Origin of the sequence: Dyadobacter sp. (assembly GCF_039919315.1) — a bacterium.
Classification (GTDB): Bacteria; Bacteroidota; Bacteroidia; order Cytophagales; family Spirosomataceae; genus Dyadobacter.
This window is the reverse complement of record NZ_JBDSFX010000026.1, coordinates 17,213-40,372: the sequence shown is the minus strand read 5'-3', so window position 1 is coordinate 40,372 and position 23,160 is coordinate 17,213. Positions and strand designations below refer to the sequence as shown.

The 23,160-nt window shown below is 44.7% G+C and carries 20 protein-coding genes; 9 read left to right on the top strand and 11 right to left on the bottom strand.

Translation table 11 applies throughout. The annotated features are described in order from the left end of the window. Position 1 precedes the first annotated feature (1 nt). Together ABIO93_RS07740 and ABIO93_RS07735 are read right to left on the bottom strand one after the other, a co-directional pair. Positions 2 to 1,705, bottom strand: coding sequence for a S41 family peptidase (locus ABIO93_RS07740; protein ID WP_348066191.1), 1,704 nt, complete (start codon positions 1,703 to 1,705; stop codon positions 2 to 4). A 105-nt stretch (positions 1,706 to 1,810) separates the two neighbouring features. Next, positions 1,811 to 3,760, bottom strand: coding sequence for an acetoacetate--CoA ligase (locus ABIO93_RS07735; protein ID WP_348066189.1), 1,950 nt, complete (start codon positions 3,758 to 3,760; stop codon positions 1,811 to 1,813). Positions 3,761 to 4,064: 304 nt separating this feature from the next. Between ABIO93_RS07735 and ABIO93_RS07730 the strand changes: the two genes are divergently transcribed. Further along, positions 4,065 to 5,699, top strand: coding sequence for a pseudouridine synthase (locus ABIO93_RS07730; RefSeq protein WP_348066187.1), 1,635 nt, complete (start codon positions 4,065 to 4,067; stop codon positions 5,697 to 5,699). Between the two features lie 76 nt (positions 5,700 to 5,775). Here the strand turns inward: ABIO93_RS07730 and ABIO93_RS07725 are convergent, their stop codons facing one another. The 5 genes from ABIO93_RS07725 to ABIO93_RS07705 form a co-directional block, all read right to left on the bottom strand. Next, the gene (locus ABIO93_RS07725) at positions 5,776 to 7,308 is read right to left on the bottom strand and encodes a Do family serine endopeptidase (protein WP_348066185.1); all 1,533 of its coding nucleotides are present in this window, start codon (positions 7,306 to 7,308) and stop codon (positions 5,776 to 5,778) included. Between the two features lie 216 nt (positions 7,309 to 7,524). After that, positions 7,525 to 7,956 carry an Hsp20/alpha crystallin family protein gene (locus ABIO93_RS07720; RefSeq protein WP_348066183.1) on the bottom strand — a complete coding sequence of 144 codons (432 nt, stop codon included), beginning with the start codon at positions 7,954 to 7,956 and terminating at the stop codon, positions 7,525 to 7,527. 236 nt (positions 7,957 to 8,192) lie between these two features. After that, positions 8,193 to 8,939: a ribonuclease III gene (rnc, locus tag ABIO93_RS07715; RefSeq protein WP_348066181.1), complete on the bottom strand. Its 747-nt coding sequence runs from the start codon at positions 8,937 to 8,939 to the stop codon at positions 8,193 to 8,195. 21 nt (positions 8,940 to 8,960) lie between these two features. Next, complete coding sequence (fabF, locus tag ABIO93_RS07710) at positions 8,961 to 10,214, bottom strand: beta-ketoacyl-ACP synthase II (RefSeq protein WP_348066179.1); 1,254 nt, start codon at positions 10,212 to 10,214, stop codon at positions 8,961 to 8,963. A gap of 44 nt (positions 10,215 to 10,258) precedes the next feature. Then, complete coding sequence (locus ABIO93_RS07705) at positions 10,259 to 10,495, bottom strand: acyl carrier protein (protein ID WP_015813362.1); 237 nt, start codon at positions 10,493 to 10,495, stop codon at positions 10,259 to 10,261. Between the two features lie 230 nt (positions 10,496 to 10,725). Here ABIO93_RS07705 and kdsA point away from each other — a divergent pair, with 230 nt between their 5' ends. From kdsA to ABIO93_RS07685, 4 genes are all read left to right on the top strand, one after another. Then, the gene (gene kdsA / locus ABIO93_RS07700; protein ID WP_348066176.1) at positions 10,726 to 11,538 is read left to right on the top strand and encodes a 3-deoxy-8-phosphooctulonate synthase; all 813 of its coding nucleotides are present in this window, start codon (positions 10,726 to 10,728) and stop codon (positions 11,536 to 11,538) included. Next, positions 11,535 to 12,203, top strand: a complete 669-nt coding sequence (locus ABIO93_RS07695) for a phosphatase PAP2 family protein (protein WP_348066174.1) — start codon at positions 11,535 to 11,537, stop codon at positions 12,201 to 12,203. The genes kdsA and ABIO93_RS07695 overlap by 4 nt, the downstream gene beginning before the upstream one ends. An 82-nt stretch (positions 12,204 to 12,285) precedes the next feature. Continuing rightward, positions 12,286 to 12,744, top strand: coding sequence for a GyrI-like domain-containing protein (locus ABIO93_RS07690; protein ID WP_348066172.1), 459 nt, complete (start codon positions 12,286 to 12,288; stop codon positions 12,742 to 12,744). Between the two features lie 38 nt (positions 12,745 to 12,782). Further along, a complete protein-coding gene (locus tag ABIO93_RS07685; RefSeq protein ID WP_348066170.1) occupies positions 12,783 to 13,316 on the top strand; it encodes a DNA-3-methyladenine glycosylase I in 534 nt (177 codons plus the stop codon). Here ABIO93_RS07685 and ABIO93_RS07680 read toward each other — a convergent pair. From ABIO93_RS07680 to ABIO93_RS07670, 3 genes are all read right to left on the bottom strand, one after another. Next, complete coding sequence (locus ABIO93_RS07680) at positions 13,310 to 13,852, bottom strand: hypothetical protein (protein ID WP_348066168.1); 543 nt, start codon at positions 13,850 to 13,852, stop codon at positions 13,310 to 13,312. The genes ABIO93_RS07685 and ABIO93_RS07680 overlap by 7 nt on opposite strands. A 25-nt stretch (positions 13,853 to 13,877) precedes the next feature. Then, positions 13,878 to 14,687, bottom strand: a complete 810-nt coding sequence (locus tag ABIO93_RS07675) for a glycerophosphodiester phosphodiesterase family protein (protein ID WP_348066166.1) — start codon at positions 14,685 to 14,687, stop codon at positions 13,878 to 13,880. 117 nt (positions 14,688 to 14,804) lie between these two features. Beyond that, the gene (locus ABIO93_RS07670; RefSeq protein WP_348066164.1) at positions 14,805 to 15,722 is read right to left on the bottom strand and encodes a PfkB family carbohydrate kinase; all 918 of its coding nucleotides are present in this window, start codon (positions 15,720 to 15,722) and stop codon (positions 14,805 to 14,807) included. A 195-nt stretch (positions 15,723 to 15,917) separates the two neighbouring features. Between ABIO93_RS07670 and ABIO93_RS07665 the strand changes: the two genes are divergently transcribed. From ABIO93_RS07665 to ABIO93_RS07655, 3 genes are all read left to right on the top strand, one after another. Next, positions 15,918 to 16,310 carry a DUF5618 family protein gene (locus ABIO93_RS07665; protein ID WP_348066162.1) on the top strand — a complete coding sequence of 131 codons (393 nt, stop codon included), beginning with the start codon at positions 15,918 to 15,920 and terminating at the stop codon, positions 16,308 to 16,310. A 23-nt stretch (positions 16,311 to 16,333) separates the two neighbouring features. After that, entirely contained in the window at positions 16,334 to 17,836 is a 1,503-nt protein-coding gene (cysS, locus tag ABIO93_RS07660; RefSeq protein ID WP_348066160.1) for a cysteine--tRNA ligase, read from the top strand. A 172-nt stretch (positions 17,837 to 18,008) separates the two neighbouring features. After that, a complete protein-coding gene (locus ABIO93_RS07655) occupies positions 18,009 to 18,923 on the top strand; it encodes a M28 family peptidase (RefSeq protein ID WP_348066158.1) in 915 nt (304 codons plus the stop codon). Between the two features lie 100 nt (positions 18,924 to 19,023). On the opposite strand, the gene pbpC is transcribed toward ABIO93_RS07655, so the two are convergent. Further along, entirely contained in the window at positions 19,024 to 21,324 is a 2,301-nt protein-coding gene (pbpC, locus tag ABIO93_RS07650) for a penicillin-binding protein 1C (protein ID WP_348066156.1), read from the bottom strand. Positions 21,325 to 21,493: 169 nt separating this feature from the next. Between pbpC and glpK the strand changes: the two genes are divergently transcribed. Beyond that, positions 21,494 to 22,993 (top strand): glycerol kinase GlpK, encoded by a 1,500-nt coding sequence (glpK, locus tag ABIO93_RS07645; protein WP_348066154.1) that lies wholly within the window; start codon positions 21,494 to 21,496, stop codon positions 22,991 to 22,993. Positions 22,994 to 23,160: the final 167 nt, after the last annotated feature.

The window sequence follows — 23,160 nt, the reverse complement described above, 5'->3', positions numbered from 1 at the left end:
CCTAATCCTTGTTTTTAGGAATGTTCATGCTGCTGAACTTGCCTTTTTCAAGTTGTGCTGCCTGGCTAAACAGCTGAACAGCTTGCTGATAAACATTATCCGTTGGATTGAGTACCTGAAAAACCTCATTGTTCAACCCATTCTTTTGCTTCCTTCCCCAAACATACCGGCCAATGATCGCCTTTGTTTGAGAAGTGATCAATGATTTTGAATGGCGCAATTCTTTTTCGTTAGGTTTAATACCTGATTTGGAAGCGTCCTTTACCATTTCCGAAAGCATAGCGTCCGAGATTTGGAAAGAACTTAGAAACTCGTTGAAAGACTGTTTTTCAAGCTTTTTCTTATTCTCATTCGCATACCGCAATGCATACTCCCGGATGATGTTTTTGGAATATAATTCAAATAAATACTTGCTGTTCAGCAGCGTATCTTTTGGCACAAAAATATCTGGCGTGATTCCCCCGCCCCCGTAAACAATGCGTCCGCCGTCGGTTTTGTATATTTTGGTCTTATCAAATTTGATACTGTCGGCATTAAACAATTCACCGCTTTCGTACCGGTGCGACAGGTCCTGGCTATAATCCTCTCCTTTTCCTAACTCATAAGGTTTCTGAATGCTGCGGCCGCTTGGTGTATAATATCTTGAAATCGTGAGCCGCAGTTCCGAAGCATCGGCTAATTTGATCGGCATTTGTACCAATCCTTTTCCGTAAGATCTTCTGCCTACAACCAATGCGCGGTCATGGTCCTGTAATGCTCCCGCCAAAATTTCAGATGCTGATGCACTACCCTCATCAACGAGTACGATCAATGGTCCCTGTTCAAAAAGGCCATCCACGTGAGAACGGGTTTTTCTGTCGAAACGGCTGTCTTTTCCTTCTGTATATACCAATAATTTATCGCCCGCAATAAATTCGTCAGCCATGCTCGTAGCGCGTTCCATATAGCCGCCTGGGTTACCACGCAGATCCAGGATCAGGTTTTTAAGGCCTTCTGCTTTCAATGTCTTCAATGCCGATTTGAACTCATCGAATGTAGTTTCAGAAAAACGGCTCACTTTAATGTAGCCAATTTCTTGATCCACCATATAAGACGCGTCAACCGAATAGGTCGGGATACGGTCGCGTACCACGGCGAAATTCATCTTTTCATTTAACCCTACCCTTTCAATGGCCAGGTCCACTTTGGTACCTCTTTTTCCGCGTAACAATTTGTAAACCTGCGCATTGGTAACACCAGGCCCTGAAAGATTTTCTTTATTAACAGAAATAATCCTGTCACCGCTCTGAATTCCGGCTGTCTCGGATGGCCCTCCGCTCAATGGAGTTACCACGTAAACGGTATCATTGTAAATGTTGAATTCCACGCCAATTCCGTCAAATCCTGATTCCAATTGCGAGCGAGCGGCAGAAGCTTCTTCTGTATTGAAATAGGCAGTATGGGGATCTAGCTTTTCGAGCATTTTGGCAATGGAAAAATCCACCAGCTCGTCTGTATTGACAGAATCGACATAATTGTTTTCGACCAGCATCAGCACTTCCCGGTACTTGGCGTATCCTTTGGCAACATCCGACAATTTCTTGCCGCCGCTGAAAAACGTACTACCTAAAAGTACCCCTGCTGCCAGGGTAATGCCTATTATGATCGGCAAACGTACCACTGACTTGGAATTATGAATCGGTGTCTGGGATTTTTCTGGATTCATGCTGGTTGAGATTTTTGAAAGGGGTATAAAATCTGCCCGCACGGAGCACATTTTTCTAACGTGAAGTAAACGATTTTGGTTGCTTAATGCAAATGAAACTCAGCGTTAAACAAAAGCCTTCAACGACTCGGGATTTCGCATGGTATCGATATTGATCACTTTGGCAGGGTCCTGGCCCATTAAAATCCGCTTCATAGGAGCTTCCATTTTTTTACCATTGATCGTATAGGGAATATCGTTCACCTGTTCAATCGTGTCGGGCACGTGGCGCGGGCTGTACTGGGTGCGCAGGGCATTCTTAATCTGCGATTTCAGCTCTTCGGTTAATGTTTTGTCCTTCGTCAATACTACAAATAATGAGATCGTACCTTCTCCGTTTTCTTTTTCAAGATACACCGCCAGGCTATCCTTCACGTCCGGGATACTCTCAACCGCACGGTAAATTTCCGCCGTACCGATCCTTACACCGCCACGGTTTAAGGTCGCATCCGACCGGCCGTAGATGATCACAGATTTTCTGGATGTAATTTTAATCCAGTCACCGTGTCGCCATACATTCGGGTAAACGTCAAAGTAGCTGCTCAGATAACGCTCATCATCAGGATCATTCCAAAAATAAATAGGCATGGAAGGCATGGGCTGCGTGATCACCATTTCACCCAACTCGTCGAGTACCGGTTTACCATGATCGTCATAAGCTTCAATCCTGCATCCCAGCATCCGGCATTGAATTTCTCCCGCGTACACAGGCAGGATCGGGCAACCACCCACAAACGCACTACATACATCCGTCCCTCCGCTCAGCGAGATCAGCCAGACGTCTTTTTTTACCTGCTTATAGATCCATTCGTACACATCAGGAGGCAATGGTGAGCCAGTGGAGCCAATGGTTTCCAAATGATTAAGTCTTTCAGAGGTAATGCTTACCCCGCTTTTCATGGAGGCAATAAAGTAGGCCGCGCCACTTCCGAAATGCGTAATTTTTGCTTTTTCTGCCAGAGTCCACAGCACTTGCGACGATGGGTAAGCAGGTGCGCCATCGTACATCACGAGCGTGGTGCCGCATAGCATGGAGCCCAATGCATAATTCCACATCATCCAGCCAGTAGTAGAGTACCAGAAATACCGGTCGCCTGGTTTAACATTCTGATGCAGCATTAACGCTTTCATATGCTCGATCAGGCAACCACCAACACTGTGCGTAATCGCTTTGGGTTGGGCGGTAGTACCGGAAGAATACAGGATCCAGATCGGGTGATCGAATGGAACAGGTTCAAAATCAATCCCGAAATGCTGTAAATGCAAAATATCTTCCCAGGCTGTAAAACGCTCTGGCCGGGCTTCTGAATGAATGTTGGTAACCAAAACGGTATCCTTCACACTCGGTAGCGCCGCCGACAATTCTTGTGCGAAAGAAGTCATATCGTGCGTCTTTCCATTGTAGGTATATCCGTCAGCGATAAAAAGCACTTTGGGTTCAATTTGTGAAAACCGCTCGGTAATCGCTGCTTTGCCAAAATCGGGCGAGCAGGATGACCACACCGCCCCGACTGCATTGGTTGCCAGAAAAGCAACAACCGCCTGTGGGATATTCGGTAAAACGCCTGCTACACGATCTCCTGACCTTACTCCTCTTTGCTTCAACCACGTTGCCACTGCTGCGACCTCTGCTTCCAGTGTTTCCCAGGAAATTTCCCTTAACTCTGCTTGTTCTGACTGAAAGATGATCGCGGGACGATCTTTTGTTTTATTCCTGAAAATATGTTCTGCGTAATTCAGCTTAGCGCGGGAAAACCATTTGGTACCGATCATTCCGCTCAGTGTTTTTTGCAAAACTTCCAGATAAAGATCGTGTGATTTGATATTGAAATACTGCCACAGGCTCTCCCAAAAATCTTCCAGATCCGTCACCGACCATTCCCACAGGTCATGGTAAGAGCGAAAATAAAGTCCTTTTTTTACGAACAGCCAATCCATATATTTTCTGAGATTGGATTGTTCCAGCAAAGCTTTTCCGGGTTTCCATAAAGGTTGGTCCTGAACGTCAGTTGACATATTCAATACTTTTGATGAAGGTTTAGATAGGTAAAATAGGCATTTGCAACCCGTTTTCTCCGATAGTACTTATAAACGTTCCTTTGTCACTTTTGGCATAAACAGAAACAAAAATATTTACTCAAAAAATTACCGTATCTTTGTTCCCTAAAATTTTAAAATTACTAGTACTCTGATCATCAGATACGTTAGTTAACTGATTTTAGTGGCAACATAGTAAGTTGATTACCAATAAAATCACCATCAGTTACACGGTAAATTTGTTAAGAGGAAAAAAAACTCCAGTAGTGATACTGCATTCCTAATGAGAAAAAGAACAACCAATTCGAAGGAAGCCGGCGCTTCGCGTCCTTCGAACGGTGGGACAGGCTCCTTCCGCAAAAGCAATGACGGTTCAGCCCGTCCGTTTAAAAAAGCACGGCCAGAAGCAGAGAGCCGTTTCAGCAAGCCCAGTATTAAAAAATCAAGTTTAAGAAAGGCGGATTCCAACACAGAAAATACAGGACCCAAAGCCAGGCCGAATTTTGACCATGAAAAACCGCGTACCGAAAGGCCGCGTTTTGACAAGCCTGAATTCAAAAAATATGGCGAAGGAAAACCTGCTTCCGACAGACCTCGCACATTTAGCCGCGATGGTGAAAATCGTGGTGGAGAAAGAAAGGATTTTGGTAAAACTGGTCCTGAAAGAGAAGGACGCTCATTTAAGCCAAGGGAGGAATATAAGCCAAGAGGCGAGTTCAAACCAAGGGATAACGACAGGCCGCGTGATCATGACAGGCCACGTGATGATAATCGGCCGAAAGGCGTAAGACGTGCATTTGGCGACAAACCTGAGCGGCCACGTCCCGACCGTGAAAATGATTCAAGGGAATTCAGACCAAGAACAGAATCGGATCGTGGCGAACGTCCATTTAATAGTGAGAGAACTGAAAGGCCGCGTTCGACCGGAAACACCGGGTCCCGTGAGTTCAAACCAAGGACAGAATCGGATCGTCCTGCGCGTTCATTTACGCCGCGCGACAGACAAGAACGTCCTGTTTTTAAAAAAAAAGACGAATCTGACGCCTCCGGCGCTCGGAATTTCAGAGAGCGCGAGCCGAAAGAAGAACAGCCCGCGCCAGTAGAAGATCGTGGAGCAGATCGCAGAGTAGGACGTTTTGAGAGCGCTCCGAGATACAATCTGTCGGAATATGAAAAAAAGAATGCTCCAAAGAACAAAAAGGAAGAAAGCGAAGAAATACGTCTGAACAGGTACATCGCCAATGCTGGTATTTGTTCACGACGTGAAGCTGACGACCTGATTGCTTCCGGCCAGATTTCGGTGAACGGTAAGACCATTACCGAAATGGGCTATAAAGTTCATCGTACCGATGTTGTCAAATACGGTAAGAAGGCATTGAACCCTGAAAAAATGGTTTATATCCTAATCAACAAGCCGAAGGATTACATTACTACGACCGACGATCCGGAAGAGCGTAAAACGGTGCTGGACCTGATCCAGGGCGCATGTGTTGAACGCGTGTACCCGGTAGGAAGACTCGACAGAAATACGACTGGGTTACTATTGCTGACCAATGATGGCGAACTGGCTGAAAAGCTGACGCACCCGTCAGGCGGTATCAAGAAAATATACCAGGCTGAGCTCGACAAGCCCATTACTACTGAGGATTTCGAGTTGTTACAGCACGGCCTTGAACTGGAAGACGGATTTATCCGGCCCGACGAAGTTGGAATTGTAACACCGGATGCAATGGTAGTCGGTTTGGAAATTCACAGCGGACGCAACCGCATTGTTCGCCGGATGTTCGAACACATGGGTTACGAAGTTCAGAAACTGGACCGTACTGTTTTTGCAGGATTAAATAAAAAGGATTTGCCCCGCGGGAAATGGCGGTTTTTGAGCGAAAAGGAAGTCGTAAAACTGAAATTTATGCTCTAATTCAAATCCGATACATAAGAAAACCGGCTGCTATGATAAACATAACAGCCGGTTTCTTTTTTGAACCTCAATAATATTACATCCGGAAGCCGAACGAGTAAACATCGTATGGAGCATCAGGATAAAGCCCTTCAAACTGCACCATTGATTCTTCTTTGCCGGCAATTGCTGATTCGAATTCTTTCACAGTCTTCACTGCCTTTCCATTCACTTTGGTGATGATAAAGCCTTCTTCCACTTGTGAGCGGGCAAATTTACCGCCGTCAATGGATAGTACTTTCACTCCACCATCTATTTTGTAACGGACAAGACGTTGTTTTTCAGCGTCGCTCAGGTTACCGAATTGGGCACCCAGCGTGTTCATAACAGCTGCTGTTTCGTCACGTTTGATAATTTCAGAACCACCGGTACGGTTACGCAATGTAATCGAAAGGTCTTTTTCTTTACCATCACGATTCACAGTCAGGTTCACTTTATCGCCAGGCTTGTGCAGACCGATCGACTGTTGCAGTTCAGGAATTGAATGAATGTTCAGTCCGTCTACTTTCACGATCACGTCACCTTTGTCCACACCGCCTGCCTTGGCTGCACTATTTTCAGTGAATTCACGTACATACACACCGTCGTTCACCTTCACGCCATACTCTTCTGCTTTTCTGCTGTCCAGATCGTCCAATGCGATACCGAGGTAGCCGCGTTGCACATTTCCGAACTTGATCAGATCGCCTGATACTTTCTTAACAATGCTGGAAGGAACTGCGAATGCATAACCTGCAAAGCTTCCTGTCGGGCTGGCAATGGCCGTATTGATACCGATCAACTCCCCTTTCAGGTTTACCAATGCACCACCGCTGTTACCAGGGTTCACAACGGCATCCGTTTGAATGAATGATTCTAATGGAGAATCACCTGCTGCAGTAGAAGCTGGCGTCACGCCATTACGACGGCTTGACTGGCCAATGATACCCAATCCGCGACCTTTTGCACTGATAATACCCGCAGTTACAGTTGATTCCAGGTTAAAAGGATTTCCTACTGCCACTACCCATTCTCCTACTTTCACCGCATCAGAATTGCCGATGGTCACGGCCGGAAGGTCTTTGGCTTCTATTTTAATCACTGCAATATCCGTAGATGGATCAGCACCAATCACTTTCGCCCTAAATTTACCTTTGTTATGCAAGGTCACTTCCAACTCCTGAGCTCCTTCCACGACGTGGTTATTGGTTACAATGTAGCCATCAGGGGAAATGATAACTCCTGAACCCGACGCTTCCTGAGATTGCGGGCCGCGTGAACCTCCTCCGAAATCGTCACCAAAGAAATCTTTGAATATATCAGGGATCTGCTGCTGGCCTCTCGATGACTGGCGAGTCATCGTGGACTTAATGTGCACCACTGTTGGAGTAGTGGCCTCAGCTGCGTATACAAAATCACCAGGGGCGCCCACCGGAGCTCCGGTCGAAGTAAAACGGTTAATAGATTCGGATGGAGCCTCTTTAAAAATTACATCTCTATCACTATCATTACCAAGAAGTTTAAAGCCAGCGAGGGTTGATGCACTTGAAATCAACCCAACCAACACTAAACCTTTCCAATTTGTTTTCATAGACATATGTTGGGGTTATATTTTTGTGAATGAATAACGCAAAGCAAATAACAATTTATTCCCGTGTCCAGCTCTTTTAACATATTTTAACAAAGATATCGTATTTGATAATTACTAAAATATCCTGCCAGACGAATATGAGAATTTTGTATTGCTCCCTGCTCATAAAAAAGGCGTTATTTTCGCAAATAACGCCTTTTTCTAATGCTTAAAAGATCAGGCAACTTCGATTGCACGGGCAGGTTTTTCCTTAGCTTCTTCACGTTTTGGCAATGCTACGCTCAAAATACCTTCGGAGTAACTAGCCTCAATTTTATCGCCATCCACTGAGTTAGGCAATGTGAAAGTACGTTGGAACGAAGTATACTTGAATTCTTTGCGGGTATACTTTTCATTGGTATCCTCTTCTTTTTGCTCTTTTTGGCCCGAAATGGTCAGTTGGTTTTTTTCAAGATTCAGTTTGAAATCTGATTTCTGTAAACCGGGAGCAGCCACTTCAATGCGGAACCCTTCCTGACTTTCAATAACATTTACAGCTGGTACACTTCCTGAGAAAGCAGGCGTGTTGAATTCATTCAATAGATCCTTACCAAAAAATCCGTTCAAATAAGATGGACCTGCGAAATGTGTTTTGACTAATGTGCTCATTGCTATAAGGTTTTTTGTTGTTTGTAAATTTCAGTTTTAACCGTTGCGGTTATGCACTGTCATTATCAACTTCTATACCTTTTGAAAAAACACTTAAAATATAGGACAAAATGTCGTTATTTTGCCTAAAATCACAAATTAACTGACAAAATGGCCGATTTTTATCAAAAGCGAACGCACAAAATGTCTCGTTTGCTGTTTGCAGACCAGCAACCCAATTTAGCGTAAAATGAAGCTTATTTTAATTCCAGTAAAACGCAGGCCTGCTCAGAAGCAGATTGCTCGGCTTTTTTCTTGGTAAAACCATTGCCCGTAGCAAATGGCTCGTCGTTAACGAGGATTTGGGAAATGAATTCGCGATGATGCCGTGTTCCCCGCTCTTCCAGAATTTCGAAACGGATCTCTTTGCCCTCGCGTTGCGCCCATTCGATGATGAGGCTTTTGAAGTTGGCGTTGTTCTGGATAATGTTGTCCAGATCGTAATGTGTAATTAGTTTGCTAATGATAAAAGTCCGGGTGAACCGAAAGCCCTTATCCAGGTAAATAGCTCCTACAAACGCTTCCAGCGCGTCGCCGTACATTGAAGATCTCGGAGACATTCCGCGGCGGTTGCCGTCGTATTCGATAAGCCGGTCGAGGCCAAGCTTTCTTGAAATCTGATTAAGAGATTCGCGGTTTACAATGCGGGAACGGATCTCTGTTAAAAAACCTTCGTCTTTATAGGGATATTTGGTGAAAAGGAATTCTGCTACGACCATGCCTAAAACGGCATCTCCCAGATACTCCAATCTTTCATTGGACTCGCGAAAACCTTTGATGGCTGTTTCCCGGGAAGCGGAAGTATGGCGGAATGCGAGCTGGTAAACGCCAAGATTGGAAGGCCGGTCGCCAATTACATGAGCAATCGATTCCTTAAATTTTTTATCCTCAGCACTTCCGGTTCTGAAAAGAGAGAGTATCGGTATAAGAATTCGCTTTGCCAAGTGTAAAAAGTTAATCAGTCCTCAGTCCTCATATTTTTTGAAAATGACTGATGCATTATGCCCTCCAAAACCAAATGTATTGCTTAGTGCAATATTAACATTTCTTTTCTGAGCCTTATTGAAAGTAAGGTTCAATCTTGGATTGATTTCCGGATCGTCGGTAAAATGATTGATAGTGGGCGGGATAATCTGATCTCTGATAGCCATGATACAGGCAGCCGCTTCTATTGCTCCTGCTCCGCCCAATAAATGGCCGGTCATGGACTTGGTAGAACTAATGCTAAGCTTGTAGGCGTGGTCACCGAAAAATTTCTCGATAGCTTTAATTTCCTGCGGATCTCCGATTGGAGTTGAAGTACCGTGCGTATTAATGTAGTCGATGTCTTCCGGTTTGATACCGGCATTTTCAACTGCATTTTTCATGACAATGTGAGCCCCCAAACCTTCCGGGTGAGGAGCGGTGATGTGATAGGCGTCGGATGACATTCCGGCCCCGATCATTTCAGCGTATATTTTAGCTCCCCTCGCTTTTGCATGTTCGAGTTCTTCCAGAATAAGAGCTGCTCCGCCTTCTCCGAGTACAAATCCGTCGCGGTCCTTATCGTAAGGACGTGAGGCTGTTTCAGGAGAATCATTTCTTTCTGATAATGCTTTTAATGCATTGAAACCTCCAACCCCTGCAATGGTAACAGCTGCTTCGGAACCTCCCGAAATGCAGACATTCATCATGCCGAGCTTGATATAATTGAAGGCGTCGATTAATGCATTAGTAGCAGAAGCACAGGCAGATACTGTAATAAAATTAGGCCCCCGGAATCCGTAGCGGATGGATAATACTCCCGAGGCGCTATCCACGATCATCTTGGGAATGAAGAATGGATTAAACCGTGGGATTTTACCGTTTTCGGCATAGTTGATCACTTCGTCTTCGAAGGTTTTCAACCCGCCTATTCCGGTACCCCAAATAACACCGGCTTTGTCGAGATCAAGCGTATCTGCGTCAAAGCCGGCGTCCGTCATTGCTTCATCTGCTGCAATGACGGCGTACTGTGCAAAAGGGTCCATTTTACGGGCTTCCTGTCGCGGAATGTAATTATTGATATCCAGACCTTTTATCTCGCAGGCAAAACGGGTACGAAACTTCTCAGCATCGAAACGCGTGATAGGTGCTGCACCGCTTACACCTGCAACCAAATTTGTCCAAAAGGTAGAAACATCATTCCCGATGGGCGTCAATGCACCCATTCCTGTAATTACAACTCGCTTAAAACTCATAAAATAGGGACAGAAATAGAAGATGATACAGCAAAGAAACCGAATTACTTCACGTTTTCTTCCAGATATGCAACAGCCTGGCCAACTGTACCAATGTTCTCTGCCTGATCATCAGGGATAGATAGATTGAATTCTTTTTCAAATTCCATAATCAATTCAACGGTATCTAGAGAGTCCGCTCCCAAGTCGTTCTGGAAGTTTGCTTCCGGTGTAACCTCCGACTCTTCTACGCCGAGTTTCTCGACGATAATTTGCTTAACTCTTTCTGCAATTGCTGACATTTTATAATCACTTTTTGGTTAAAATCGCAACAAAGAAAGATATTTCAGTTCACTTTTTCAAAATTTTTTTAGTCCATTCATTTTATAGTGTACCGTACACCGAAAATAAAAAAAGCAGAAAATCAAATGCTTACCCGGGTTAAGTTTCAAGAAATCTATCCATCATATAGAGAACATTACGGATAACTGTACATTCGCGAAACTTTTATTGTTCACAGATTAATGACAGTATGATTTCAATACCTGATTTAAAAAACACGGATTCTCCCCAATTTTTCCTGATGGCGGGCCCCTGCGCGATCGAAGGCCGCGATATGGCGCTCCGTATCGCTGAACATATCGTAACCATTACCGACCGACTGCGCATTCCATATATTTTCAAAGGCTCCTACCGCAAAGCCAACAGGACAAAAATCGACTCGTTTACGGGCATAGGGGACGAAAAAGCACTGAAAATTTTACAGGAAGTACACCAAACATTCGGCATACCTACCGTTACCGACATCCATGAATCGCATGAAGCTGCACTTGCCGCTGAGTATGTAGATGTACTTCAAATTCCAGCGTTTTTATGTCGGCAAACCGAACTGCTCGCTGCCGCTGCAAGAACTGGCAAGGCTGTCAATGTGAAAAAAGGACAGTTTCTTTCGGGAGGTTCTATGAAATTTGCAGTTGAAAAAATCAATGAGGTCAATCCCGACTGCCAGGTAATTTTAACTGACCGTGGAAATAGTTTTGGTTACGGCGACCTCGTCGTCGATTACCGTAATCTTCCCGAAATGGCTTCATTTGGTGTACCCATCGTGATGGATTGTACGCATTCTTTACAGCAACCTAACCAAACTTCCGGCGTAACAGGCGGCAAACCGAAGCTGATCGAGACGATTGCCAAAGCGGCTATCGCAGTCGGTGCGGACGGGCTCTTTATAGAAACCCATTTTAATCCTGCCGAGGCGAAATCCGATGGTGCTAATATGTTGCCGCTGGATCAGCTGGAAGGCCTTTTGGAAAGACTCGTGCGTGTGAGAGAAGCGATCCTATGATGTTAAAATTGGCCCGGACACATTTGTTATGCCTTTTCCTGTGCTGTAATTTTTTCAGTCAGGAATCGCTGGCGCAAAGAGATTCCACGCTCTGGACGGTCAAAGCTGGCGATGTAATTCCGCCAGTATCCCTGGGGATTGCTGCTCTGATCGTGCAGGGCAGAATCAGCAGGCATTTGCAGGAAAATGTGGTTTCCAGATACCCAGACTTTCGTACTAATGTGGACGACTTCCTGCCTTATGCGCCGGGAGTGGTCAGTTTGAGCCTTGCGGCTTCGGGCGTAAAAGGCAAGCATTCCCTCGGGGATCAGGTTATTCTGGCTTTGCTTTCCAATCTGGTAGCGCAGGGAGTGACGCAGAGTTTGAAGAGAATTGTGCGTTACCCTCGGCCCAATGGTGAAGATTATCACTCTTTTCCATCGGGACATGCTACTACTGCTTTCACCAATGCTACCCTTTTGCACGAAGAATATGGGCGGCGAAGCGTTCTTTACAGCATTGGAGGGTATGGTACTGCCACAGCCGTGGGTGCATTACGCGTGCTCAACAACAAGCACTGGCTCGCGGATGTACTCATGGGTGCGGGAATAGGGATAGGCGCGACAAAGGTATTGTACATCAGTTATCCGTGGCTGCAACAGAAGGTTCGCCGGATGAAACATTAAAATGAATTTTCACACAACTACTGACATAGGGTTGTCATTGGAAGCCGTTTCATTTGCATAAACAAATTAAACCGACCGCAAAATGCAGCTTAAAACTATTCAGCCCATCCATGTTTTGTATTTCGAAACACAGACCTCATTAAAGGAAATTTCCGAACATATTCGCCATGTCGCGCATACACTCTACCGGGATGCGGTCCAGAATAATTTAGAGATCAATGGCCCTGTGTACTGGATTTACAATGGTGCGGATGGCAATCCTGAAACGGTATTCACATTGACCATCGCCTTGCCCGTTTCTCCAAAGCCTGAATTGGCAAACTCTGCATTTCAAACAAAATACCTGGACAAGTTCGAATGCGCCACCGATCAGCTTTACGGAGACTGGAATGGATTTGGCGAAGCTTATGGTACATTGGTGTCCTCAATCATTTCCGGAAACTTGGCGTTTTCAGGTGAAAATCGTGAAATTTATATTAATATGGATTTCGAAAATCCCGAGCGAAACATTACAGAAATTCAGATCGGGATTTTGAAATAAGCATTCGATCGCTACTTCATTAAGTAATAATTACCAGCATGTCATATTGCACTTTCGTCAACAATAATATTTCAGAAGAAGCTGATTATCTGCTTCATAAGCATTACCACGACCATCAGTACGGTTTTCAAATCGACAGTGACGACGAATTGTTTGGACGATTGCTTTTGGAAATTAACCAGGCCGGGCTGAGCTGGTTGTTAATGCTTCGCAAGCAGGAAAGCTTCCGTTCGGCTTATAGTAATTTTTCGATTGAAAGAGTGGCTGCCTACGATGAAAATGATCGCGAGCGGCTTTTGCAGGATCCCGGAATTATCCGAAATCGTCTGAAAATCAATGCCGCGATCGTGAATGCACAGAAAATATTGGAGCTAAAAAAAGATTTCGGCTCGTTCAAAGGCTGGCTCAATGCCAATCACCCATTAACCAAACTGGAATGGGTGAAGCTTTTCAAAAAGACATTCAAATTCACTGGCGGCGAAATCGTCAACGAATTTTTGATGAGTACCGGCTACCTACCCGGCGCCCACGACCCTGACTGCCCGATTTATCTAAACACATCAAATCAATAAACGACTTGGTCGGGCGATAACTGTTCGATCGTGTCTTTTATTTGATTGAATGAAGCCGCATTCATTTGTTTCCTTGCAACAGCGCTCTCCATCAGATCAAAGTATTTGCAGAGAATGTGTCTTTTACCTCGCTGATGCCAAATAATAAGCCATGCGGTTTCAGCAGCTTTCGCACCAAAAGTATCTATCTCCGGCCAGCCAAACTCCTGAACGATTTTGTCCAGAATTTTGAGGTTTGCCTCATCATTCGCAACCATTTTTTTCAAATAAAGCGCTTCATTTTGTTTGTTTCCGTGATTCAGGCTGTCACGATACTGCTGGTCGGCAGTGAGCATTTGCTCAAATAGGGTGGTTACTTCGCGGGTAGTCATCCCTTTCACCGAGATAAAAGGATCTATATCAGCATATAAGATGTTAGAGGGAATTTGCAACGCTACGGGTTTAGCTGGCAGATCATTCACCGCTACAGTCTTAGGAGCAGAATTACAGGCATTTAGAATGAAAATAATTCCAAGAGAAATTCTGAAAATTTTCATGATCAATGCAGATAATTATTTCACGTTAATTAGTATCGAGTTTTTTTATAAAACTAACCATTTCGGCAGGTTTGTCAGTTTGCAATCCCTGAACACCTTTATGTAATGCCTCATTCCAGGAAGCTGGGCCTTCTTTCGGGTCCTGAACATCCAGCCAAACCGCTACTCCATGACTGTTTGCGGCCTTTACCAATTCGTGGTTAGCAACATTGTCAAGGACCTGAATGTGCAGTTTTTTAAGAAAATCAGCCAGCTGTTCGCCAGTCGTAACTTCTTTTGGCAGGCTAGTCATTAAAGGTACTTCCGGCGCCGCGTCTTTCCATTGTTGGTACTGCACCTCTTTATTAAGGTAAACTACCACTTGCTTTTCCATTCCAGCCGCCTTAATCTGACGCCAGGTTTCCGCTACGTCCGCCTCCTTGAAGTCGAGGTATATGTTGATTTTGCCTTTGCAAAGCGCCAGCACTTCTTTGAATTCGGGAATACGGTGCGTTTTTTTATTTCGGTTAAAAACCTGCAAATCTCTAACTTCTGCCAAAGTCATATCGGCAATTTTGCCCGAACCATTGGTTGTCCGATCCACTTTCGCATCGTGCAGTACTACCAAATGCCCGTCTTTCGTCGTCCTCAGATCCACTTCCACATAGTCAGAACCGCAATTTATGGCCTCTCTGGTGGACGCTAATGTGTTTTCAGGCGACTCAACATGATTCCCGCGGTGAGAAATTACTACAATTTTATTTTTTGAATGAGGCAATGTAGGATGGTGCTGTGCACTAGCTGGTAATGTCGCAGCGACAAAAATCAGGATAGCTATGACATTTCGGAAGGACATATTCATTGGATTGAAAACTTTGGGCAGGTTACTAACGAGGGGTTTATGCAAAAAATGAGTCTACAAGCAAAAGAATTATATTTTCTCAACTCATAGACCCATCAACTTTAAACTCATTTATTTAATCTCGAAACTCGAAAGGTTCACAAAATCCTGAACTCTTGCAGTGATCTCCTCCTGAGTAAGGTTAACCAGGCGTTCTGTTCCAAATTTCTCAACACAGAATGACGCCATGGCTGAACCATAAATAATCGCGCGTTTCATGTTTTCAAAGGAAATGTCATCTGTACTAGCCAGATAACCAATAAATCCGCCTGCAAAACTGTCGCCAGCACCAGTCGGATCGAAAACTTCTTCCAGCGGCAATGCAGGCGCGAAGAAAATCCTATCATCCTGGAACAACAATGCGCCGTGCTCTCCTTTTTTAATGATCAACGTTTTCGGCCCCATTGCCATGATCTTGGCAGCAGCCTTGCGAAGAGAATACTCTCCTGAAAGCTGACGCGCCTCTTCATCATTAATGGTAAGCAAGTCAACCAGTTTCAGAACCGCTTTTAGATCTTCCAATGCAATGTTCATCCACAAATTCATGGTATCGAGCATGATCAGCTTCGGGCGTTTCGCCATGCGTTCGATCACCAGTTTCTGAGTAGCAGGTACCGTATTACCCAGCATCAGAAATTCAGTTCCCTGGTAGGATTCCGGAATGGTCGGATCGAAATGCTCCATGACATTCAGCTCAGTGATCAGCGTGTCACGGGTGTTCATATCTTCATGATACTTACCCGACCAGAAGAAAGTTTTGCCATCCTGAACAATTTCCAGTCCCTCAGTGCTCACGCCGTGATCTTCCAGCAAGTCAATCATTTCCTTTGGAAAATCACCGCCAACTACTGCTACCAGATTATTTTCTTTGGTAAAATATGATGCCGCTAGTGTGATATAAGTGGCTGCACCGCCAATAATTTTGTCTGTTTTTCCAAATGGTGTTTCGAGCGCATCGAATGCAACAGATCCTACGGTTAGTAAACTCATAAATAAGTATTGTATTGATTTTAAGTTAGTTTCAAACTGTGCCTTTGTTATAAAAACGCTGCGAAGATAATCAAAACGACCGAATAGCGATTTTGCGCGATAGCTTTCTGCTAAACAGTTACTAATCAATCATTGGTTATTTGCTATTTTTGTAAACGATCGAATTTTTATCCTTCACTATCAACACATACTTAAATGGAAGAAATCTCAGAAGCAAGAAGACACATTGACAATGCAAAAGGGTTTCTCAGTAACAATGCGAAAAAGCAGGATGGATTGTATCGCGACGCGAAATATGTTAAAATAGCTGGACATGCTGCTTACACAGGAGTCTTACTAGCTCTAAATGAATTATTCGGTGAAAAAAAGAAGAGAACAAGAAAGAGTGTCGAATGGTATCAAAAAGAATTGAGTGGTTTGGACAAAAAAGTCACTTCCAACTTCGCTTTGGCTTATGAAATTCTTCATCTCGCAATGGGGTACGATGGCGCTAAAAGTGCAGAACTGGCAGACCTTGGCCTAGACAAAGCAGAGCAGATAATCGGATGGGTTGAAATGAAACTTGAAAAACCATCTTCTAAATATTAGATCAAAAAGAAAGTAAAATATAAATGACCGCACAAACTTTCCAGCCTCTCAAAATATTCAATACACTTACCCGTAAAAAGGATGTATTTGTTCCCATTGCAGCTCCCTATGTCGGAATGTATGTGTGTGGTCCCACCGTTTATAACAATGTCCATTTAGGAAATATCCGTACGTTTCTATCATTCGATATCCTCTATCGTTACCTGACGCACATTGGTTACAAGGTACGCTACGTTCGAAATATTACGGATGTGGGCCATTTGGTGGGCGACGGAGAAGTGGGTGAAGACAAAATTGGCAAGATGGCGAAGCTGCAAAAGCTGGAACCTATGGAAATCGTGCAGCGGTATACCAATGATTTCCATGATGTCTCTGCCATTTTCAACCTAGTACCACCAAGTATCGAGCCTACTGCGACCGGTCACCTCATTGAACAGATCGAAGCAGTACAAAAACTGGTAGAAAAAGGCGCGGCTTATGAATCCAATGGCTCCGTGTATTTTGATATTAATAAGTACCAGGCTGGCGGGAATGAGTATGGTAAGCTTTCCGGACGTGTTATCGAAGACCTTTTGAACGAAACCCGCGACCTGGACGGACAAGCAGAAAAACGCAATCCATTAGATTTTGCGCTTTGGAAAAAAGCCAGTCCTGAACACATCATGCAATGGGATTCGCCCTGGGGAATGGGTTTCCCTGGCTGGCACCTTGAATGTACCTGCATGAGTGCGAAGTACTTAGGTAAGCAATTCGACATTCACGGCGGCGGAATGGATTTAAAATTCCCTCACCATGAATGCGAGATCGCACAAGGGAAATCCCTGACCGGTGAAGAGCCCGTGCGCTATTGGATGCATACCAATATGCTGACGGTGAATGGGCAAAAAATGTCCAAATCACTGGGTAACTCGTTTCTTCCATCTGAATTGTTTTCCGGAAATCACGACTTGCTGGATCAGGCGTACAGCCCGATGAGTGTTCGTTTTTTCATGTTACAAAGCCAGTATCGCAGTACATTGGATTTTTCAAACGAGGCGTTAAAAGCTGCCAATAAGGGTTATAAAAAGCTCGCAAATGGTTTAAGGAATGCCAAGTTGATGACCTATGTGCATGAAGACGGAGTAGCAGCTGACGAAGCTAAAAAAGCGGACATTGAGAAATCCGTTGATGGTTTTTACGGTGCCATGAATGATGACCTCAATACCGCAGTAGCATTTGCTAACCTATTCAATTTGCTCAAATACATTAATATGATCAATATGGGTCAGCTAAAAACGGCTCAATTGGGAGAAGCTGTCTTCACGTCGCTGAAAGAAAATTTCGTCATTTTCTTCGAAGATGTGCTTGGCCTGAAAGAGGAATTGACCGAAGGCTACGGTATTCTTGACGGCATGCTGAAATTGTACAGCGAATTTAAATTGTTACGGAATTACGAAAAAGTCGATGAAATCCGTTCTTACTTCAAAAATCAGGGACTGGTGATCCGCGACACGAAAGTGAGGATCGACTGGGCTTATGAGGAATGATCAAAAGACGCCGGCTCTACTGGCCGGTTTTAACGCAATAATATAAAATCAGAAGATGCTATTTCTTTCCAGGGATCTGTTGTTGAAGAAATTAACAATCCTAATATTCATAATTTTTTGCATTTCCAGCTGTAAAACCAAGACTACTTCTGATCAAACGGCTGAACAAGCTGTGGCATTGGTTAAAAGCCCTGAGTTTAATGCAGATTCCGCCTTTAAATTTGTTCAGAAACAGGTTGATTTTGGCGCACGCGTTCCTAACTCTGCACCGCACAAAGCTTGTGGTGACTTTCTGGTTTCAGAATTAAAAAAATACGGTTTGCAAGTGATTGAGCAGCCTTTTGTTGATACTACATATGACGGTACCAAGGTCAATGGAAGAAATATCATCGGAAGTTTCAACCCGGCTGCTACCAAACGTATTTTGCTGACTTCACATTGGGATTCCCGCCCATTTTCGGATCAGGATTCGTTGGTTAAAAACAAACCGGTCATCGCTGCCAATGATGGCGCGAGTGGCGTAGGTATACTGCTGGAAATCGCCCGCGTTTTGTCCCTACAAACCAAAAAACCAGAGATTGGGGTCGACATTATATTTTTCGACGCCGAAGATTGGGGTAGTACCGAAGGTGAAGAAACAAATATGGAATACAGTGGTTTTTGCCTGGGTTCGCAATACTGGTCTGCTAACAAACATACGCCCAATTACACTGCTTATTTCGGGGTACTGCTGGATATGGTGGGTGCAAAAGGCGCTACGTTTTTGAAAGAAGGTTTTTCGGTTCAAAATGCGGAGGATGTGGTGCGGCAAGTTTGGACTACTGCCAGCAGACTTGGTTACAACAATTATTTTATTGATGAAAGAGGCGGATCTATCACGGACGATCACTGGCCAGTCAATAAAGTGGCGCATATTCCGATGATCGATATCATTCATACACGGCCGAATAACATTTCCCACACGTTTTTTGATCAGTGGCACACCAGCCACGATACAATGGAAAACATTGACCCAAAAACATTAAAAGCTGTTGGTCAGACGCTTGTACAAGTTCTTTATCAGGAAGCTGAGGGGCAGGCACTTTGACTTGGTAGTCAATGTATTGTCATTTATCGTCATGTGTTGTTTAAAGCCAGCCAATGAGTGACAAAAAAATGACTACGAATGACCAGAAATGACCGCAGGTTCACATTCGCTTCACCACAATCCAGATATCCGAATTCCGCCCCTTATCGTCGCTGCATGATATTTTGACCCTACCCATCGGTGGATTAATGAAAATTCCTTCATGCGGCGGCGCCTTTTTGCTAAGCTTGTCATTAACATACCAAAAAACCTCCTGCACATCATTGGCGGTCTGGCACGCGAGCTGAATTTGCTGCGGCTCATCCTTACGAATGTAATACTCGCTCCCTTCATTCGGACTGACAATCAGCGGCGCACCTTCATGGAAAACTCGCTCGCAGGCCGGGTTATGTTGCGGAATTTTCTGGTAGGGAATTTTTTGGAGTTCATTAAATGCAATGAGCTCAGGTGCCAAATTAGGGTATGCGCGTTTCTCGTAGCCACTTTCAGGCAGACAATAAGTACAATACGAGATCTTGCCAATGCGATCGGTAAAAACCCACCGCAAATGCTGGCATTTTCTGTATGCTGAAATTCCCACAATGTACTGGTCTGGAATCTGATGCTCGCAAAATTCCGACGGAATATCCCCGCTCGCCGGACACACATTACGGACAGCAATGTTGGGCGGAGATTTGTACCAGCCTTTCGGTGAGTTATAATCCAATGAATTGAAAATTGAGAACAGTAATGGCGTCGCGGTATTAGCGCCACTGAGTTCCGGCACTCCTTCGCCTGAAAAGTTGCCTACCCACACCCCGATCGTATATCTGCGGTTGTAGCCAACGCTCCACGCGTCGCGCTTGCCGTAGGAAGTACCTGTTTTCCAGGCGATTTTGGGTAAATGGTAGGTGTTGGCAAAATTGGTGGGAAGGTCGGGACGGGTAATCTGCGTGAGAATGTTGGTGACCAGGTAAGCCGCTTCGCTTGAAACAATGGCCGCACCCTTTTTATCCACCGGATTGAAAGTGCTATATCTCAAACTCCTTAGCTTTCCTTCATTCGAAAATCCTGCAAAAAGGCGCGTCAGTTCTTCCAATGTTACCCCGCAGCCGCCGAGAATCATGGATAGCCCCAACCCTTTTGCCTGTTTATCAATGGTTTTAAAGCCTGATTTTCTCAATTTATCTATCAACGCGGGTGTGCCGATGTCCTTCAATACCTTCACTGCGGGAATATTTAGCGAATTGGCCAACGCGAATTCCATAGTCACTGCACCATTGAAATGCTTATCAAAGTTCTCCGGCTCGTAGCCAGCGAAGTTACCGGGGACATCATTCAAAACTGTTTTTGGAGTAATAATGCCTTTGTCAAAAGCCATGGCGTACAACAATGGTTTTAAAGTACTTCCCGGGGATCTCACTGCCCGAACGCCGTCTACCTGCCCCCCGTCGAAAGGGTTGTTGAAATCCGCAGAGCCAACATAGGCCTCCACTTCCATGGTTTCATTATTAATTACCAGCACCGACGCGTTATGAATGTTCATCGTTTTCAGCCGGTTAATGTAGTTTTTAACCTGCTCTTCAATCTGATTCTGGACTTGAAGTTTAAGCGTTGTCTCGATAACCGGCTCATCGGGGTATTGTTGTTTCAGCCGAAACGCCAAATGTGGGGCCTGCCGCGGAGCCTGCAATCTTCTGACCAGTAATGGTTCGTTTAATGCATCCTGAATGATATTTTTTTCAAATAGCCCTTCTTTTTCAAACCGTAACAACCATTCATTTCTTGCTATTTTCAAAGCCTCATTTCTCGTTCCTGGTCTCAGGCTCGAAGGACGGTTTGGCACAATCGTCAATGCTGTAATCTCTGACAAGCTCAGCAGTTGTGGCAGTTTGCCAAAATAGAGCAGTGATGCGGCTTTAATTCCTTCAATGTTCCCCCCGTAAGGCACCAGATTGAGATACAATTGCAATATCTCTTCTTTGGAATAATGTAATTCCAGCTGAAAAGCCCTACCAATTTCTACGAGTTTGTTAAGATAAGTCCTGCGCCGCGGCTCGATCAGCCGCACTACTTGCATCGTGATTGTGGAGGCGCCGGATGTCCTTCTTCCGGAAAAAATATTACGGAACGCAGCCCGCACGATAGCCACCGGATTAACACCCGGATGATAATAAAAGTACTGGTCCTCCTTATAGATGATTGTTTTACTAAGCAGCGGCGTGATTTCAGAAACAGTCGAATAGAGCCTCCATTTATCTTCTTTGTTCAAAAAAGCATGAATCACATTGCCTTTCTGATCAGTGATCTGGGTTGCGTACCGGATGCGGGGTTGGAAAGGAAAGATCAAATCGAGAATCAAAAAAAGGAGGAGTAGGCCGGCAAGTACCGCGATGACTCTTTTGACCTTTTTTATTTTCATGACCGGGAGGTGTGCAAATCGTAATTGAATGGCTATAAATATAGTTGAATGAAGGTTTTCTCCTGTTAAAAATATTTTCAAAGAATAAAATCAGGGCCTCATTTGCCCCTGACGGTTAATTTTCCCTACTTACTGACTTTATTGCAAATAAAGCCAATCATAGTACCATATGTCCAAATATGTAGCCGCCATTGATCAGGGAACAACCAGTACCCGTTGCATACTTTTTGACCACCAGGGAAATATCGTTTCAGTAGGTCAAAAGGAACACGAACAAATTTATCCGCATCCGGGCTGGGTAGAACATAACCCGACCGAGATCTGGAAAAATACATTGGAAGTGATCGCTATTGCACGGATTAATGTATCCGCTACTGCCGCTGACATTGCGGCGATTGGTATTACAAATCAGAGAGAAACCACTGTTGTTTGGAATAAAAGAACCGGCAAACCATACTATAATGCATTGGTCTGGCAAGATACCCGGACCACCGAGCTGGTGGCAAAATATGAAAAAGAAGGTGGGCTGAACCAGTTCAGGGACATTACCGGGCTACCTGTTTCGACTTATTTCAGTGGTCTAAAATTAAAATGGCTCCTCGAAAATGTGGAGGGAATTCGCGCGGATGCAGAAAAAGGAGAAGCGCTTTTCGGGAACATTGATACCTTCCTGATCTGGCATCTGACAGGCGGCGTACATGGTGGTATTCACGTCACCGATGTTACCAATGCAAGCCGTACACAGCTCATGAACCTGCGGACTTTGCGCTGGGACAAAAGCATGCTCGACGCTTATAACATTCCGGAAATCATGCTGCCCAGCATTAAAAGCAGCAGCGAAATTTACGGACACGTTACCAACGAAATACTGCCCGGCGTACCCGTAGCAGGCGACCTGGGCGACCAGCATGCGGCCCTCGTAGGACAAACCTGTTTTCAGCCGGGTATGGCCAAAAACACTTACGGTACTGGTTGTTTCTTAGTAATGAACACCGGTACTGAATTGAAAACTTCTGAAAACGGCCTGCTGACTACTATTGCGTATCAGTTTGGAAAACAACCTGTCCAGTACGCCCTGGAAGGAAGCGTAGCAGTTACTGGCGCGCTGGTACAATGGGTGCGCGACAATCTCGGGTTGATCCAGAAAAGTAGTGATATTGAAGAACTTGCGAAAACTGTCGAGGACAATGGCGGTGCCTATATCGTACCGGCATTTTCAGGACTTTATGCGCCGTACTGGCGGAACGACGCCAGGGGCGTGATCGCAGGCCTAACCCGTTATGTGAACAAAGGACACATTGCACGGGCCGTGCTGGAAGCGTCCGCCTATCAGACATTGGACGTTGTAAGGGCCATGGAGCAAGATTCCGGCATTGAACTATCCTCCCTGCGGGTCGACGGGGGAATGGTTTCTAATCAGTTGCTCATGCAATTCCAATCCGACATTCTGAACACGCAGGTAGTATCACCGGCTGTGGCTGAAACTACCGCATTAGGGGCAGCTTACGCCGCTGGCCTGGCTGTTGGTTATTGGAAAAATACAGAAGAACTCACCAAAAACTGGGCGATTGCACATACCTGGAATCCAGATATGGATGAAGAAAAACGGGCAGGATTCTACAAGGGATGGAAAAAAGCAGTGACCAAATCGTATGACTGGATTGACTGACCTATTGTGATTTATAGTCAGAAATTGTCACTTGTTGTCATGTATTGTCATTTGTGGTCGCTTTTAGGTAAACAATACATAAGAACAAGTATCGAACCCCTCTGACAAAAAAATGACAATGCATGACTATCAATGACAACAAATGACTATATCTGACCATCCCTGAC